Origin of the sequence: Falsigemmobacter intermedius, from assembly GCF_004054105.1 — a bacterium.
Taxonomy (GTDB): Bacteria; Pseudomonadota; Alphaproteobacteria; order Rhodobacterales; family Rhodobacteraceae; genus Wagnerdoeblera; species Wagnerdoeblera intermedia.
Window position 1 is genome coordinate 33,980 of record NZ_SBLC01000017.1, and the last position, 16,678, is coordinate 50,657.

A 16,678-nucleotide genomic window follows, 5' to 3' on the forward strand; every position below is an offset into this window, starting at 1 on the left:
CGTCATGAAGCTGCCATTCGGACCCGCTTTCTTTGCTCTGATCGCCCTGAGCGCGCCGCTTTTTGCCCAAACGCCGCTCCTGCGTCCTGTCGTCAGCGAAATTACCGCCCCGGAGGCTTCCCACGCCGGGCGGTTCATCGGCACGGTTGAGGCGACCACGACGGTGGGCGTGGCCTTTGAGCTGCTGGGCCGTCTGATCTCGCGCAGTGCCGATGAGGGCGAGAGCGTCACCCGCGGTCAGGAACTGGCCCGCATCGACAGCCGGGCCCTGACGGAGGATCGTGACGCTGCCCGCGCCTCTGTGGAAAGCCTGGAGGTGACCTTCGCCACCCTGCAGCGGGCCCGACAGCGGGCCATTGAACTTGCCGGGCGCGGCGTGGCCGCCGCTGCCGCTCTTGAGACCGCTGAACGCAATGAGGCGGTGGCCCGCGCCAATCTGGAGCAGGCCCGCGCCACCCTTGCGCGTGCCGAAGATGCACTTGACCGCGCGGTTCTGCGCGCGCCCTTTGATGGCATCGTGATCCAGACCCGCCATGAGCCTGGCAGCACCATCGCTGCGGGCGATCCGGTTCTGATCCTCGCAGGTCCGGGCGGGCGCAATGTCGTGCTGACCCTGCCGGTCACGCTTTTGCAAAACGCTGAGGTCGGGCAAAGCCGGTTTCGCATTTACGCCCCGAAGCTGCCGCCTGAGGGGCTGAAGGGGGTGTTGTTGCGGGTTGATCCGGCCTCGGTATCGCAGACCCGCATGCGCCGCGCCTGGATCGGGCTTGGCCCGGAAGCCGCGGTTCTGGCCATCGGAGAGCTGGTCAGCGTCGCCCCGGAAGAGAGCGGGGATGAGGCGCGTGTCACCCTGCCGGAAGCCGCCCTGCTGAAGGGCGATCCGCCTTTCGTGTGGCAGGTTGTCGAAGAGGCAGGGGCGCGCATTCTGCGCAAACGCCCCGTCACGCCCGAAGGGCCGCCCCGGGCCGGGCGCATTGCCGTGACAGATCTGCCTGCGGGCAGCGAGATTGTCGTTCGTGGCACCCGCTCGCTGCAGGACGGACAGCCTGTCGGCCCCGGCATCCGTCCGCCAGACGGACCCGGTGCGCCCATGGCCCCCCTGCCCCTGATCTTCGGAGAGAACTGAGATGCGCTTTAACCTCTCAGACTGGGCGCTGAAGCACCGCTCGCTGGTGTGGTATCTTCTCCTGGTCTCGCTCCTGGCGGGGGCCTTTTCCTACACCCGACTCGGGCGTGAAGAAGATCCGGCCTTTACCATCCGCACCATGGTGATCCAGGGCGTGCTGCCCGGGGCCACCACCAGCGAAACCGCAGCCCAGGTCACGGACCGGATTGAGAAAAAGCTCCAGGAGCTTGGCTCAAAACTGCACACCCGATCGGTGACGCAGCCGGGGCTGTCGATTGTCTATCTCGATCTCTTTGACGAGACCCCGGCGGAGAAGGTTCAGGAAACCTGGCTGCGGGTGCGTGCCATGATGGCCGATCTTCAGCCCCAGATGCCCGCCGAGTTTCGCGGTTTTGGCTTTGAAGACAGTTTCGGCGATGTCTATGGCTCGGTCTATGCGCTGACCTCGGATGGCTTCACCCCGCGCGAGATGCGCGATACCGCCGAAGAGATCCGCTCGGAGATCCTGTCGATCCGCCAGGCAGGGAAGGTCAATCTGATCGGAGCCCGCGATCCGGCGATCTATATTGAGTTTTCGGCGCGCCGCCTCGCGGCCAATGGCATCGACAAAGCGGCGGTTCTGGATGAACTCGCCGCGCAGAACACCATCGTGCCCGCGGGCGTCATCGACACCGGCGAAGAGCGCATTCTGGTGCGCAACGACAGCCATTTCACCTCTGCGGCAGAGATTGCCGCTGTGCCGCTGCGGTCCGGCGATGTGTGGTTTCGGCTGAGCGATGTGGCGACGGTGCGCGAAGGCTATGTGACGCCGCCGGAAAAGCTGTTCCGCTTCAACGGTCAGGAGGCCATTGGGCTGGCTGTGGGCATGCGAGAGGGCGAGAACGTTCAGGATTTCGGCGCCGCCCTTGATGCGGCCATGACGCGGGTCGCTGCCGGTCTGCCCCATGGGCTGGAGCTGCACCGCGTGGCCGATCAGCCCCATGTGGTCACGGAGGCGGTGGGCCATTTCATCCAGGCGCTGGTCGAGGCTGTGGTCATCGTCCTGGCGGTCAGCTTTGTGTCGCTGGGTCTGCGGGCCGGGCTTGTGGTGACGCTTTCGATCCCGCTGGTTCTGGCGCTGACATTCGTGGTGATGGATATCTGGGGGCTCACCCTGCAGCGGGTGTCGCTGGGGGCGCTGATCATCGCGCTCGGGCTTCTGGTTGATGATGCGATGATCGCGATTGAGACCATGATTTCGCGGCTCGAAGCGGGCGATAAGATCGAAAAAGCCGCCTCTTTTGCCTGGACCTCGATTGCCTTTCCAATGCTGACCGGCACCCTTGTTACCGTGGCGGGTTTCATTCCGATCGGGCTGAACAGTTCCAAGGCGGGGGAATTTACCTTCTCGCTTTTCGTGGTGATCGCGGTCTCGCTGATGCTGTCCTGGGTGGTGGCGGTCTTTTTTGCGCCGCTGCTGGGAGCGGCCTTTCTGCCCAAAACCATGGCGCATCAGAGTGTTGAGCCGGGGCGGATGCGGCGTGGCTTTGACCGCGCGCTGGACTGGTCGATGCGCCATCCGCTCGCGATTGTGGCGGTGACGCTGCTGGCCACCGCGCTGTCGGTTGGCGGGATGCGCTTTGTGGAGCAGCAGTTTTTCCCGCCCTCAGACCGGACGGAACTGATCGTGGATGTGGCGCTGCCCGCCAATGCCTCGATCGATGCCACCGACCACGCGCTGAAACTGCTGGAGGCCGAGCTTTCCACCCGCGATGAAGTGCGGTTCTGGTCCACCCATGTCGGTGAGACCGCGCCGCGCTTTATCCTGTCTTACGATGTCCAGGCACCGGGGCGGAACATCGGGCAGATTGTCATTCAGACCCATGATCTGGACGCCCGTGATGCCCTGCGTGCCCATCTTGAGGGCTTTGTCCGTGAGGCGCTGCCCGGCACCGATGTGCTGATCAAACTGCTGGAGATCGGCCCGCCGGTGGGCAAGCCGGTGCAATATCGCGTCTCGGGGCCGGATGCGGATCTGCTGCATGAAAAGGCGATGGATCTGGCGTCGCTTCTCAACCGTGATCCGCGGCTGACGAATATCTCGCTCGACTGGGGTGTTCCCGCGCGGATGGTGGAACTGAAGATCGACCACAGCCGCTTGCGCCGCCTTGGGCTGACGCAAAAGGACATCTCCTCGGCGCTGCAGGTGCTTTTTGCCGGGGCGGAAATCACGGCGCTGCGCGATGACACCTATCTGGTGCCGGTAATCGCGCGCGGCGATGACCGCGACCGGCGCAGCCTCTCCAGCCTTGCGGCGCTGCAGATTGCCACGCCCTCAGGCGATGCCATTCCGCTTTTGAGTTTTGCGACCCTCGACTGGTCCTCGGAGCAGCCCCTGATGATGACCCGCGACCGGGCGCTGACGATCACCGTCAAAGCCTCGATCGCCGATCGCACGCAGCCCGCCACCATCGCGAAAGATCTTGCTAAACAGATCAAAGCAATGCGTGAGGCGCTGCCCCATGGCTATGAGCTGGCGCTCGGCGGCTCCGAGGAATCGAGTGCCGAGAGTAAGGCGCCGATCATCGCGGTGGTGCCGGTCATGCTGCTGATCCTGGTGACGCTTGTGATGGTTCAGATGCAGAGTTTCCGGCTGACCTTCATTGTGATGATGGCGGCCCCTCCGGGTCTGATCGGGGTGGTGGCGGCGCTTTTGCTGTCGGGCAAACCCCTGGGCTTTGTGGCGATTCTGGGCGTTCTGGCATTGATGGGGATTCTGATCCGCAACTCGGTCATTCTGGTGCATGAAATCTCCGTGCAGCGCGAGGCGGGCGTTCCCGCCTGGGAGGCGGTGCGCCATGCCTCACAAAGCCGGGCGCGGCCGATCCTGCTGACGGCGGCTGCGGCAAGTTTTGCGCTGATCCCGATTGCGCGGCAGGTGTTCTGGGGGCCGATGGCCTATGGCATGATGGGCGGCATTATCGTCGGCACCCTGGTGACGCTGCTGTTCATCCCGGCGCTTTACTGCCTTGTGATGCGGGTCCGGCCGGAGGCGGCACCTGCCGCTTAATCGCCGCTGAGAAGCGAGGCGGCTTTCACAATGGCAAAGACCTGCCCGCCGGGGCGCAGATCCAGGGCTGCGGCAGAGCGGGCGGTGATCCGGGCCGGGATCACCCCGCCCCCGGTCGCCATCCGCACCATGACCTCTGCCTCTGAGATCGGGGTGAGGTTCAGGATGCGGGCCGGCAGCACATTGAGTGCGGATATCCCCTGCGGCAGCTCGCGGGCGATCATCACATCGCGGGCGGGGATCTGAAGGCGCATCTGCCGACCCTCGGCCAGCGGCGCGCCCGGCAGCCAGAGCGGCGTGCCCTCCGCGAGGCGGAGTTTATTGAGACCATCCGCGCTGCGCCCCGTGACCTGCACCTGCAGCACCGCCGCCGCGCGGTCGAGCGACAGGCCCGGGGAGGCACCCGACAGCACCTCCCCGAGCGGTCCCGCGCCGGTCACTTTGCCCTCCTTCATCAGCACAAGGGTGGTGGCCAGCCGGGCCACTTCCTCCAGCGAGTGGCTGATATAAAGGATCGGCAGACCGGCCTCGTCGCGCAGCCGCTCGAGCCAGGGCAGAATCTCACCGCGCCGCGCCGCATCAAGCGCCGAGAGCGGCTCATCCATCAGCAGAAAATCCGGCTGCGACAGCAGCGCCCGCCCGATGGCGACCCGCTGCTGCTCTCCGCCTGAAAGCGCGCCAGGACGGCGGCTCAGAAGGTGGGTGATCCCCAGCATGTCGCAGACCCGCTCTGCCTCAGCTGCCGGGGCGCGTCCCGCGCCATAGCGCAGGTTCTGCGCCACGCTGAGATGCGGAAACAGGCGCGGCTCCTGGAAGACGCAGCCCATGCGGCGGTGACGCGGTGCGATATGGACCCCGGCGGATCGGTCAAAAAGCGCCTTACCCGCCAGGCGGATATGCCCAGCATCGGGTTGCAGAAGGCCCGCAATTGCCTGAAATATCGTGCTTTTTCCTGAGCCTGATGGCCCGAAAAGCGCCGTGACCCCGGCAGGGGCGCTGAAAGCCGCCTCAAGGTGAAAGGCCCCGAAGCTGTGGCGGATATCGACCTCCAGCGTCATTGCCCCGAGATCCTTTTGTGCATCCGCCGCGCCAGCACTTCTGACATCAGCAGCGCCACCATGGCCAGCGCCACTGAGATCATCACCAGCCGCGCCGCTGCGCCATCACTGCCGGGAACCTGCAGCAGGCTGTAGATCGCCGAGGGCAGCGTCTGGGTCTGACCGGGGATATTGGAGACAAAGGTGATCGTGGCCCCAAATTCCCCAAGCGCCTTGGCGAAGGCCAGGATGGCCCCGGCCAGAATCCCCGGCGCGGCAAGGGGCAGGGTGATGGTGAGAAAAATCCGCACAGGCCCTGCGCCTAAGGTGGCGGCAGCGGCCTCAAGCTTCGGATCCGCCGCCTCCAGGCTGAGGCGGATGGCGCGGACCAGCAGCGGAAAGGCCATGACGGCCGCCGCAAGGGCCGCACCGGTCCATTGAAAGGCAAAGGTAAATCCCGTCAGCTCGTAAAGCGGCGCGCCGATCAGGCCCCGGCGGCCAAAGGCCATCAGCAGCAGCCAGCCCGTCACCACCGGCGGCAGGATCAGCGGCAGATGGACCAGCCCGTTCAGAAGCTGCCGCCCCGGAAACTCGCAGCGTGCCAGCACGAAGGCCACCGCAATCCCCGGCGGCAGGCTGCAGAGCATGGCCCAGAAGGCCACCTTCAGGCTGAGCCAGACCGCTGCGGCCTGATCGGGCGTCAGCCAGTCGCTCATGCGCGGCGCTCGGGCGTGGGGAGGGGGATGGTCAAAGGCGGCTCCGGCAGTCTGTCGCGCCCCGCGGGGGGCGTCTGCCGCGACTTTCCGCGAGGCGGGCTGCGGGCGCAAGTCTCTGCGCTGTCGCAAGTGCCGGGCTCTGGCCTTTTCCGCAGGCGGCTGCAACAGAGAGGCGGTAAAAAGGAGACCGCAGTGTTTGAAGTCAGCCTTGAGATTGTCGCGCTGCTGCTCCTTGCGTCAGTGCTGAGCGGCTTTATCGATTCCATCGCCGGGGGCGGGGGCCTTGTCACCATGCCCGCGCTGATGCTGGCCGGGGCCTCTCCGGTTGAGGCGCTGGCCACCAATAAGCTGCAGGGCAGTTTCGGCACGGCCACGTCTGCGGTATCTTATGCGCGGGCGGGGCATGTGAACCCGCGAGAGCAGCTGGGGCTCGCGCTGATTGCGGCGCTTTCCAGCGGGGTCGGGGTGCTGGTGGTGAGCCTGGTGCCGGTGATCTGGCTGTCGCGGCTGATGCCGCTGGTTCTGATTGCGGTGGCGCTGTTTTTCGCGCTGCGCCGGGGGCTTGGCGATGAAAGCCGCCCGGCTAGGGTGGGTCCTGCGGTCATTGCGGGGCTGATGGTGCCGGTGATCGGCTTTTACGACGGCTTTTTCGGCCCCGGGACGGGCAGCTTTTTCATGCTCGGCTTTGTGATGCTGGCGGGCTACGGAATGCTGAAAGCCACGGCGCATACGAAATTTCTGAATTTCGCCTCGAGTTTTGCCGCCCTGCTGGCCTTTATTCCTTTGGGTGGCATCTGGTGGGGGACGGGGCTGGTCATGGCCTGCGGGCAGATCCTTGGGGCACGGCTCGGCTCGCGCCTTGCGATGAAGCGCGGGGCCAGGCTGATCCGGCCGCTGCTGGTCGTGACCTCAGGCGGAATGGCGCTGCGGCTTTTGTGGCAGGCCTACGGCGGTTAACGCGCAAGGCCCTTTGCGCTCAGCCAGCCGATGGCCCTGGGGATGTCGCGCTTGTCGTTCAGCTCAAGGATCAGGCGCGGAATCCGGTCCAGTTCATTCAGGGCCCTGAAAACCGCAGGCCAGTTGATCCGCCCTTCGCCGGGCGGCCAGTGGCGGTCGGCATAGCCGTCGCTGTCCTGCAGATGCACGTGGCAAAGCTGCGCCCCTGCGCGGCGGACATAATAATCAACCGGCGGTGCACCAAAGCTGCCATGGGCAAATTCGGCGTGGCCGGTGTCGAGGGAGACCTGCACCGCTTCGCTTTCAAAAGCCCGGGCCAGGGTGGCGCGGATGTCGGGGTCTTTGTCCTGGACGTTTTCAATGACGATCTGAACGCCAAGTTCTTCCGCGCGGCGCACCACCGGATCCATTGAGGCGCGGCAGTTTGCGATCAGCCAGTCATAGGCAGAGCGGAAGGCAAAGTGATCAAGCGTGTGGTAATCCCAGGGGGTATAGGGGGAATGCACCACCATCTGATCGGCAGTCAGATCGGCGCAGACATCGAGCGCCTGCATCATCCGCTTTGTCACGATGGCCCGCACCTCCGGGTCGGGGGTCGACATATCGATGCCCCAGAATGGCCCGTGGATCCCCAGTCGCCCGCGCCAGCCGGAGAGAAGCTGCCTGATGCGCTGCGCCTGCGGCCGCCAGTCGCCGTTCAGCACCTCTGCCATGAAGAAATCCTGCAACTCGATGTCGCGGTGCTCTGTCACAATGAGATCGCCGAGCCTTTCCAGGTCATCGGCCTGAAGCGCGGCACCAAGAAGCGGCAGATCGGTCATGACGGGCTCCTGTCACAGTCAGGCTTCTCTCTGGCCTGCGGAAGGCCACCGGACAAGAGTGCAGGGGGCGAAAAAGGCCTCTCTTTGCAGAGAGGCCCCGGGAGTTTTTGATCCGTCAGGCGGGGCCGGGGTTCAGCGACCGGCCATTTTGCGCAAGGTGCCGTCACGCCAGGCCAGATCATGCACAGCCACCATGGCGATATGACCAAGGATCAGGACCAGCATCAGCCAGCCCATCTCGCCGTGCCATTCGGCCACAGCCACGGCCCATTCCACCGGCGGCTCCTGGGCGGGGAAAATCTCAAAGCCGAAAGGCGCGAAGGCGCGTTGGTTGCCCCAGGCGCGGACCAGTGCGGTAAAGGGGATCAGCACCATCAGCGCGTAAAGCGCGACATGCCCCGCCCGCGCGGCGAGACCCTGCAGCCCCTCACCATGCGCCGGACGATTGCCGCGGTTGATCAGCGCCCAGAGGACGCGCAGCACCACCAGGACAAAAATCACCAGGCCCACCGGCTGGTGGCTGCCCACAATGGCGCTGACGGTGGGGCTTTTCTCCATGGTGACCTTCACCACCATGCCAAAGAGCTGCCACAGGATCAAAGCCGCCAGCCCCCAGTGCAGAAGGCGGGTTACTTTTCCATAGCGCAGCGCGGTGTCGCGCATGGGCAGGGGGGCATCAGTGGCCTGGGTCACGGGGGAGGCTCCTTCACTCAGTCTGTTTCAGTCGCCCCCTAGCAAATTCCGCCGCGTCGGAAAACCGCCCCGCGAAAAGTTGACAATTTTGCTACGGTTGCTTAACCGGGGCTCCAAGGTCACGCCGCCGTTGAGAAAGTTTCCATGTCCGATCCAGCCCAAAGCCTGCCCCGTCAGATCTGGCCTGAGGAATTTGCGGCCCGCTACCGCGCAGAAGGCTATTGGAAGGGCGAAACCTTCGGCAGCTTCCTGCGCGCACGTGCCGCAGCCCATCCTGAGCGGCTGGCGGTCAGTGATGGTGTGAACCGCTGGAGCTATGCTGAGGTACTGGCGCGGTCAGAGGCGGCGGCGGGGGGCTATATGGCCCTGGGGCTGAAGCCGGGCGATCGGGTGCTGGTGCAGCTTCCGAATGTGGCGACCTTCCTTCCGGCGGTTTTCGGGCTGTTTCTGGCCGGGCTGATCCCGGTCTATGTGCTGCCCGCCCACCGCAGGACCGAGCTTGAGCATTTTGCCCGCCGCTCAGGCGCGAAGGCGGTTGTCACGCTCGATCAGTTCGATGGCTTTGCCTATCCCGCCATGGCGGCAGAGGTGCGCGATCTGGTGCCGGATCTGCAACATATCATCGTCGCGGGTGAGGCCGGCGGGCATATCTCTTTCGACAGCTTCGGGCAAAAACCTGAGGCTTTCCCGGAGATCGATCCGTCCTCAGTGGCGTTTTTGCAGATTTCGGGCGGCTCGACGGGGTTGTCGAAGCTGATCCCGAGGACGCATGATGATTACATCTACAGCTTTGCCGCCTCCGGCCCGATCTGCGGGCTGAGCGAACACTCGGTCTATCTCTGCGCGCTGCCTGCGGCGCATAACTTCCCGATGTCTTCGCCGGGGATTTTCGGCACGCTTTATGCCGGTGGCCGGGTGGTCATGGCCCCCAATCCGGCGGCAGAGACCTGTTTTAAGCTGATTGAGGCAGAGCGGGTCACGATCACCGGGCTCGTTCCTCCGCTGGCACTGCTGTGGATGGAGGCTGCCCCGAAGACCCGTCACGATATCTCCAGCCTTGAGGTGCTGCAGGTCGGCGGGGCGAAATTCGTGGCCGAAGCAGCGGCCCGCGTGCGCCCGGTTCTGGGCTGCACGCTCCAGCAGGTCTTTGGCATGGCTGAGGGCCTGGTGAATTACACCCGCCTTGAGGATCCCGAAGAGATCATCGTGCAGACCCAGGGGCGCCCGATCAGCCCCGCCGATGAGGTGCTGATCCTGGATGATGAGGGCAATCCTGTCGAGGACGGCACCCCCGGTCACCTGCTGACCCGTGGCCCCTATACCATCCGCGCCTATCACAATGAGCCGGCCGCCAATGCCCGCAGCTTTACCCCGGACGGGTTTTACCGCACCGGCGATATCGTGAAGCGGCTGGAGGGCGGTTATCTCTCGGTCCAGGGTCGCGCAGGCGACCACATCAACCGCGCGGGCGAAAAGATCTCGGCCGAAGAGGTCGAGGAGCATCTTCTGGCCCATCCGGCGGTCTTTGACGCGGCTGTGGTCTCAATCCCGGATGAATTCCTGGGCGAGCGGATCTGCGCTTTCATCGTGCCGCGCGGCGAGAAGCCGAAGGGCGCTGAGGTCAAAGCCTTCATGCGCAAACGGGGTCTGGCTGAATTTAAAGTCCCCGATCAGGTCGTCTTTGTGCCCGAGTTTGAGACCACCGCCGTGGGCAAGGTCTCGCGCAAGGTGCTACGCGCGCGGCTGCGCGAAGAGTTTATGAAGAAGGAGGCCTGAGAATGGCACTCACGCTTGAGCAGATGCGCGCCGATATCGCGCGGATGATCCACCTCGATCCTGATGAGATCGGCGATGACGACAGCCTGCCGGATCTGGGTCTCGACAGCCTGCGGCTGATGCGGCTTGCGGTGATCTGGGAAGAAGCCGGGCTGCGCGCTGATTTTTCGATGTTTGCCGAAAGCACCACTCTGGGTGAGTGGTGGGCGGAAATCGAAGCACGGGGCCTTGTGAACTGAAATGACCACGACGGACGGCCCGGGCGCTGCAGCTTTTCCACTGACCGAAGCACAGGAAGGTCTGTGGTATTTTCAGGCGCTTGATGCGGAGAACCCGATTTTAAACACCGGGCAGTATCTGGAATTCAAAGGCCGTCCCGATCTGAACGCATTGCGCGAGGCCATGTCGCGCATGATCGCCGAAACGGAAGCCCTGCGGCTGCGCTTTGGCCGGGGTCCGCAGGGACCGGTGCAATGGCTCTCAGACAGCGCGCCGGTGATGACGGAAGCCGATCTGACGCAAAGCCCCGACCCGGAGGGTGAGGCACTGCGGTTGATGCGGGCCGATACGGCGCGGGCGCTGGATCTCTCGCGCGATCAGATTGCCGCTTTCACGCTTTATCATCTGAGCGCAGAGCGGTTCTTCCTTTATCAGCGCATCCATCACCTGGGCATTGACGGCTACGGCTTTGTGCTGCTGACCAACCGGATTGCGGAGCATTATAACCATCTGACCGCCGGCGGTCCCGAGCCGCTGCCCTTCCGCCCGATTGAGATCGCCTCACTTGAGGATCAGGCCTATCGGACCTCACCAAAGCGCAGCGAAGATGCCGCCTGGTGGCGGGCTGCCATGGAGGGGCTGCCTGAGGTTCAGGGACCCTCCCCCGGCCGCGCTGTCTCGGGCAGTCAGTTTCTGCGTCATTCGGTCTGGATGCCGCAGGATCTGCTGGCGGCTTTGTCGCAGTTCTCGGATGCCCATGATCTGAACTGGACCGATGTGCTGACCGGCCTCAGCGGGGCCTATCTCGCCCGCTGGACCGGGGGGGAAGTGGTTGCGGGCCTGCCCTTCATGGCGCGGATGGGGCGCAAAGTGGCGCGTCTGCCCTCTATGGTGATGAATGTGCTGCCGCAGCGCATCCGCCCGGATGAGGCGGCGCCGCTTTCAGACTGGCTGCGCGGCTTTACCCGCGAGATGCGCGAGGCCCGCAAACACGGGCTCTACCGCTCCGAGCAGCTGCGCCGGGATCTGGGTCTCGTCGGCGGGGCGCGGCGGCTTTACGGGCCTTTGATTAATATCCAACCCTTCGATCGCCCGCCGGTTTTTTCCGGTGTGGATGTGGCGCTGCATATCCTGGGCGCGGGCGCGGTGGATGATCTGACGCTGACCTTCCGGGGTGATCCCGAGGCAGGCATGCTCTTTGAGGTGGATGCCAACCCGGGCCTCTATGATGCGGCGGCAATCGCGGGCCATTCGGCGCGGCTGATCGCCTTTATCCGCGCGGCGCTGGACGCCGGGCGGCTCGCACCGGTGCCGACCGCCTCACCCGAAGAGGTGGCGCTGATCGATGCGCGCAACGCAGCTACCCGACATCCGATCCCTGAGACCACGCTGATCGCGCTGATCGAAGCGCAGATGGTGGCCACCCCCGACGCTCCGGCGCTGTCTTTCCGGGGTGAGGTGCTGAGCTACGCCGAGCTCGACGCCCGTTCGGCGGCTTTGGCGGCTCAACTGCAGTCTTTGGGTGCGAAACCCGGCGCAATCGTGGCCGTGGCGCTGGACCGCTCGCTGGAGTTGTCGATTGCGCTTCTGGCCATTCAACGCGCAGGCGCGGCCTATCTGCCGCTTGATCCCGACCACCCGGCTGACCGCATTGCCACCATCCTGCGCCGTGCCGCGCCGGTGGTGGTGATCTCTTCTGCCGGGCTGACGGGGCTTTTCGGGGCCGATGTGCCGCTTTTGCTGACCGATGATTTCGCCACGACGGGCACGCCCGCTCCCTCAGGGGCGACCCCGGATGATATGGCCTATATCATCTTCACCTCCGGCTCGACCGGGGAGCCGAAGGGCGTGGTGATTGAGCATCGCGCCATCGTTAACCGCCTGCTCTGGATGCGCGATTTCTACGGCTTCCACCCGGGCGACCGCATTTTGCAAAAGACGCCTGCGACCTTTGATGTCTCGGTCTGGGAGCTGTTTTTGCCCTATCTGACCGGGGCGACCCTGGTCATGGCGGAACCTGGTGTGCACCGCGATCCGGTGGCACTGGCGCGGGTGATCCGTGACGAAGCCATCACCACGCTGCATTTCGTGCCGTCGATGCTCTCGGCCTTCCTGGCCGCTCCGGCAAGCCAGGGGCTTGAGATTGCGCGCACCTTCTGCTCGGGCGAAGAGCTGACGGCCGATCACCGCGACCGCTTCCACGCCCGCATCAAAGGCGAGCTGCACAACCTTTACGGCCCGACAGAGGCGGCGGTGGATGTCAGCTACTGGCCCGCAACGCCCGAGGACCGCTCAAACCCGCTGCCGATCGGCTTTCCGGTCTGGAACACCCGGCTTGAGGTGCTGGATGATCTGATGCGGCCCCTGCCGCCGGGTCTGCCGGGGCATCTTTATCTGGGCGGCGTGCAGCTGGCTCGGGGCTATCTGGGCCGCCCCGACCTGACGGCAGAGCGCTTCATCGCGGACCCGCGACAGCCCGGTGCGCGGCTTTATCAGGCAGGCGACCTGGCGCGGCTGCGCGAGGATGGGGCAGTGGTCTATCTGGGCCGCTCGGATCACCAGGTAAAAATCCGTGGCCTGCGCATTGAACTCGGTGAGATCGAATCCGCGATCATGGCCACGGGCCTGGCCCGTGAAGCGGTGGTCATCGCCCGCGAGGATCGCGCCGGTGAAAAGCGCCTCGTGAGCTATGTGGTGCCGGTCGGCACCCATCAGCCCGGGGCCATTGCAGCGGCGATCGCAAAATCCCTGCCCGCCTATATGCTGCCCTCAGCCGAAGTGCCGCTGGCGGCGCTGCCGGTGACCTCAAACGGCAAGCTGGACCGTAAGGCCCTGCCTGCGCCGGAATTCTCCGCAAGCGGCCGTCCGGCTTCAACTCCGACCGAGGTGATGCTGGCGGGCCTTTACGCCGAGATCCTGCATCTGCCCGCGCCGCCGCCCGCCGAGGCTGATTTCTTCGCCCTTGGCGGTGACAGCCTCTCTGCGGTGACCCTGGCTTTGCGGATTGAGCAAAGCACCGGCCGCGATCCCGGGATCGGTGCGATTTTCGAGCAGCCGGTGCTGGCGGGTCTGGCCCGCATCATCGGCGGTGAGGCGGAAAGCGAAAACGGGCTTGGCACCCTTCTGCTGCTGGCCGAGGGCGATGCCACAGCGGCGCCCCTGGTGCTTTTGCATCCGGCGGGGGGGCTTGGCTGGGGCTACCGCAGTCTCGCGCGGGCCATCGCGCCGCAGCGGCGGGTCTATGCTCTACAGCACCCCTGCCTTGATCTCTCAGAGAGGCTGCCGCTGAGCCTTGGCGATCTGGCGGGCCGCTATCTGCGGGTGCTGGAGGCGGCGGGTCTGACCGGGCAGCTCCATCTGGCGGGCTGGTCGGTGGGCGGTCTGATCGCTCAGGAAATGGCGGTTCAGGCGGGCGGGCGCATTGGCATGGTGGCGCTGCTCGACAGCTATCCGGCGGATGTCTGGCGCGAAGAGCCTGACCCCGATCCCGTGGCGGCGCTGCGCGCGCTGCTGGCGATTGCGGGGCATGATCCTGACGGGCACCAGGACCTCGACACCCGCGCCAAAGTCGTGGCCTTCCTGCGCGAAGGCGACAGCGCGCTTGGGGCTCTGCCCGAAGAGGTGCTGGACGCCGTGGTGCGGTTGGTGACGGATACCAACCGCCTTGTGCGCAGCCAGTATCACCGTGCCATGGCGGGGGATCTTCTGCATATCCGCGCCGGGCGCGATCATGCGGGTCGCAATCTGACGGCGGATCTGTGGCAGCCCTTCGCGGGGCGGGTCATCGCCGAAGAGGTGCCTTTCGTGCATGCGCAGATGATCTCTCCCGAAGCGGTGGTTGAGATCGCGCCGCTGCTGGCTGCGGGTATGGCGGGGAAGGGGGCCTGAGCCCCCTTTCTGCCGCTCAGCGGGCTGCGAACGGCAGTGCCAGAGGATAAGATCCGGCAAGGGTTTGAATATGCACGTGATCTTTCAGCACATGCAGATCGACCTGCAGCCCCGGATGGGCGGTGATCAGCTCGACAAAGCTCAGCGTTGCCGGGGCCGGACCCTCCGGCGGCGGCCCGTCTGAGCCTGAGCGCTTCTCTTTATCGCCAAGCGCAAGCAGCACCTCCGGCCGGGGGTCCGGCACCCGTGCCTCAGCCGCGATGCGCCGGATCAGTGCCTCATCCCACCAGATCGAGGGGCTGATCGGCGCGAAACGCGCAAAGCTCTCAGGATGGGCGAGGAGCGCATAAAGCACAAAGAGCCCGCCGAAGCTGTGCCCCCAGAGCGTGCGGCGCCCCCCGTCCACCGGCAGCCCGGTCTCCGCGGCTTCGCGGATCTCATGGGTCAACAGATGGTGAAAGATCTCAGCGCCCCCAGCCAGACGCCCCTCATGGACGTGATCGGGCCGCAGCCCGGCCCCGGGTGTCAGGGGCGCGGTGAAGTCTTTGGTGCGCAACTCCCGCGCGAACTGCCGGTCGGTGTCATAGCCAACGGCGGCGATGATCAGCCCCGGAACCTGCGACAGATGGTCCGCCGTCAGGTAATCAAAAGCGGCATTCCCGTCGAGCATATAGAGGATCGGCCAGCCGCCTTCCGGAGCAGCCCCTTTGGGCACCGCCAGAAAAATTCGATAGCCCGGACCGGCAGATAGGGTCTTCTGCGTCAGATCGTGGCTGGCGCATCCGGTCTCAAACAGACGCAGTTCAGCCGGACGGCGGGCGTGATCGGGGCCAACCTTTCCTGTCGCGGGCATCAGGCAGTTCCTTATAGTTGACAATCCCGATCAGGATTATACTGATGCGGCAGGATCTGCCAGCCCGGACCTCGGGCGCGGCATCAGATGTGGAGCCAGTTTTGATGATTTACCCGCCCCGGAGCCGGAGTTTGCGGCGCTGGCTTGGAGCCTCGGCCCTGCTGGTGCTTTGTGCGGCTGCCCCTGCCACTGCGCAGACGGCTTTCACCCCTGCCGCCACAGAGTTTCAGGGCACGATCACCGCAGCCGCGACTGAGCGGGGGCGGCCGATTCTGCCCGGTGGCGCGGCAGAAATCCGGGGTCAGGGTCTGGTGGCGGGGCAGAAGATCACCCTGATGCGTGGCCCGCATGTCCTGAATGACACGCCGATCATTGCGGATGCCGAAGGGGCGTTTACCTTCGGGCTGACGGTGGACGAAGAGGCAGCGGTGGGGCTTCACCCCATTGTGGTCATTGCTGAAAATCCGGCGGCGGCGCGGGTGATTGATCTGAAAATCTCGCCCGATCTGCCGCCTCACGGGGCTGAGAATTTCACCATCGAAAGCTCCAGGGTCGGTCCGGGCCTTTACCAGGTGGCCTTTGGCGAAGCGGCGGGCGCGGTCTTTGTCACCGCCGCCGTTGGGCGTCCGCCGGTCAAAGAAAGCGCGCTTTACCGGCTTGACCCGCAAAGCCTTGAGGTCATTGCCCGCGGGGCCGTGGGCGAGGCGCCTGCGGGCGCGGGGGGGCGCGATCCGGGTGTCTTCGCCGTCTATGGTCTGGGCCTCGATGAGGCCAATGCCACGATCTGGACCACCAACACCCGGCAGAACACCGTCGCGATCTATCGCCAGAACGATCTGTCGCTTCTGAAACAGTTTGAGCCCGGCGTGGTCGATCATGGCCGCGATGTGGTGATCGACCCCGGCCGGGGCCGCGCCTATATCAGCACCTCCGTCGAGCCGCGCATTGAAGTGTTCACCACCGGCCCCAATCAGAAAACCGACACGATCACCATTCAAAGCGCAGAGCGTGGCGGCAAATTCGCCGTGATGAGCCTGGCTTTGGATGCCGCAGCGGGGCGGCTTTATACCGTGTCCATGAGCACCAATGAATATGCCGCGGTCGATCTTTTCGATCACAGCGTAACCGTGTTTCCGCTGAAAGGCGCGAAGGGCGCGTCGGGTGTGGCCTATGACCCGCAGGAGGGGCTTTTGTTCGTGGCCTCCCAGCAAAGCGACAACCTGTTGATCGTAAAGGCGGAAGATGGCACCGTTTTGCATGATGTGCCGGTGGGCGCGGGTGCGCTGAACGTGGCCTTTGAGCCGAAATCCCGCCAGGCTTTCGTCGCCAACCGCGGCGCAGGCACCATCATCGTGGTCAACACCAGGGGTGAGGTGAAGGCCGTGCTCGATGCGGGCAGCTTTCCCAATCATCTCCAGGCCGATGGTCTGGGCAATGTCTGGGCGGTGAATAAATCGCGCGGTGCCGATGATGATGCGGGTGACCGTCTGTGGCGCATCACGCCGAAAGCAGAGTGAATTGAGACCGCGGCGGGGGCGCTGAG

Annotated in this window: 12 protein-coding genes; 7 read left to right on the plus strand and 5 right to left on the minus strand. The window is 65.0% G+C overall.

Annotation, left to right across the window (positions count from 1 at the left end):
- Positions 1-4: 4 nt before the first annotated feature.
- Together EP867_RS12475 and EP867_RS12480 are read left to right on the plus strand one after the other, a co-directional pair.
- The gene (locus EP867_RS12475; protein WP_164888856.1) at positions 5-1,126 is read left to right on the plus strand and encodes an efflux RND transporter periplasmic adaptor subunit; all 1,122 of its coding nucleotides are present in this window, start codon (positions 5-7) and stop codon (positions 1,124-1,126) included.
- A 1-nt stretch (position 1,127) separates the two neighbouring features.
- Positions 1,128-4,175 carry an efflux RND transporter permease subunit gene (locus EP867_RS12480; RefSeq protein ID WP_128489716.1) on the plus strand — a complete coding sequence of 1,016 codons (3,048 nt, stop codon included), beginning with the start codon at positions 1,128-1,130 and terminating at the stop codon, positions 4,173-4,175.
- Here EP867_RS12480 and modC read toward each other — a convergent pair.
- Positions 4,172-5,233 (minus strand): molybdenum ABC transporter ATP-binding protein, encoded by a 1,062-nt coding sequence (gene modC, locus EP867_RS12485; RefSeq protein WP_128489718.1) that lies wholly within the window; start codon positions 5,231-5,233, stop codon positions 4,172-4,174. The genes EP867_RS12480 and modC overlap by 4 nt on opposite strands.
- Complete coding sequence (gene modB, locus EP867_RS12490) at positions 5,230-5,928, minus strand: molybdate ABC transporter permease subunit (protein ID WP_128489720.1); 699 nt, start codon at positions 5,926-5,928, stop codon at positions 5,230-5,232. Before modB ends, modC begins: the two co-directional genes overlap by 4 nt.
- Before the next feature lie 192 nt (positions 5,929-6,120).
- Between modB and EP867_RS12495 the strand changes: the two genes are divergently transcribed.
- A complete protein-coding gene (locus EP867_RS12495; protein WP_128489722.1) occupies positions 6,121-6,885 on the plus strand; it encodes a TSUP family transporter in 765 nt (254 codons plus the stop codon).
- Here the strand turns inward: EP867_RS12495 and EP867_RS12500 are convergent.
- Entirely contained in the window at positions 6,882-7,706 is an 825-nt protein-coding gene (locus EP867_RS12500; protein WP_128489724.1) for a sugar phosphate isomerase/epimerase family protein, read from the minus strand. The two genes, EP867_RS12495 and EP867_RS12500, sit on opposite strands and share 4 nt — an antisense overlap.
- A 132-nt stretch (positions 7,707-7,838) precedes the next feature.
- Positions 7,839-8,399, minus strand: a complete 561-nt coding sequence (locus EP867_RS12505) for a cytochrome b (protein WP_241656899.1) — start codon at positions 8,397-8,399, stop codon at positions 7,839-7,841.
- Between the two features lie 144 nt (positions 8,400-8,543).
- Here EP867_RS12505 and EP867_RS12510 point away from each other — a divergent pair, with 144 nt between their 5' ends.
- The 3 genes from EP867_RS12510 to EP867_RS12520 are packed head-to-tail and all read left to right on the plus strand — an operon-like array spanning position 8,544 to position 14,282.
- Positions 8,544-10,175 (plus strand): (2,3-dihydroxybenzoyl)adenylate synthase, encoded by a 1,632-nt coding sequence (locus tag EP867_RS12510; RefSeq protein WP_128489726.1) that lies wholly within the window; start codon positions 8,544-8,546, stop codon positions 10,173-10,175.
- 2 nt (positions 10,176-10,177) lie between these two features.
- Positions 10,178-10,414 carry a phosphopantetheine-binding protein gene (locus EP867_RS12515; RefSeq protein WP_128489728.1) on the plus strand — a complete coding sequence of 79 codons (237 nt, stop codon included), beginning with the start codon at positions 10,178-10,180 and terminating at the stop codon, positions 10,412-10,414.
- A gap of 1 nt (position 10,415) precedes the next feature.
- Positions 10,416-14,282, plus strand: coding sequence for a non-ribosomal peptide synthetase (locus tag EP867_RS12520; protein WP_128489730.1), 3,867 nt, complete (start codon positions 10,416-10,418; stop codon positions 14,280-14,282).
- 16 nt (positions 14,283-14,298) lie between these two features.
- Here EP867_RS12520 and EP867_RS12525 read toward each other — a convergent pair whose 3' ends face one another.
- A complete protein-coding gene (locus tag EP867_RS12525) occupies positions 14,299-15,135 on the minus strand; it encodes an alpha/beta hydrolase (RefSeq protein ID WP_128489732.1) in 837 nt (278 codons plus the stop codon).
- A 131-nt stretch (positions 15,136-15,266) separates the two neighbouring features.
- Between EP867_RS12525 and EP867_RS12530 the strand changes: the two genes are divergently transcribed.
- Positions 15,267-16,652 (plus strand): YncE family protein, encoded by a 1,386-nt coding sequence (locus EP867_RS12530; protein WP_241656900.1) that lies wholly within the window; start codon positions 15,267-15,269, stop codon positions 16,650-16,652.
- Positions 16,653-16,678: the final 26 nt, after the last annotated feature.

Coding starts and splice junctions, on each gene's coding strand:
- EP867_RS12500 (WP_128489724.1), bottom strand. CDS start 7,706: ATGACCGATCTGCCGCTTCTTGGTGCCGCGCTTCAGGCCGATGACCTG.
- EP867_RS12480 (WP_128489716.1), top strand. CDS start 1,128: ATGCGCTTTAACCTCTCAGACTGGGCGCTGAAGCACCGCTCGCTGGTG.
- EP867_RS12515 (WP_128489728.1), top strand. CDS start 10,178: ATGGCACTCACGCTTGAGCAGATGCGCGCCGATATCGCGCGGATGATC.
- EP867_RS12520 (WP_128489730.1), top strand. CDS start 10,416: ATGACCACGACGGACGGCCCGGGCGCTGCAGCTTTTCCACTGACCGAA.
- modB (WP_128489720.1), bottom strand. CDS start 5,928: ATGAGCGACTGGCTGACGCCCGATCAGGCCGCAGCGGTCTGGCTCAGC.
- EP867_RS12475 (WP_164888856.1), top strand. CDS start 5: ATGAAGCTGCCATTCGGACCCGCTTTCTTTGCTCTGATCGCCCTGAGC.
- EP867_RS12525 (WP_128489732.1), bottom strand. CDS start 15,135: ATGCCCGCGACAGGAAAGGTTGGCCCCGATCACGCCCGCCGTCCGGCT.
- EP867_RS12510 (WP_128489726.1), top strand. CDS start 8,544: ATGTCCGATCCAGCCCAAAGCCTGCCCCGTCAGATCTGGCCTGAGGAA.
- modC (WP_128489718.1), bottom strand. CDS start 5,233: ATGACGCTGGAGGTCGATATCCGCCACAGCTTCGGGGCCTTTCACCTT.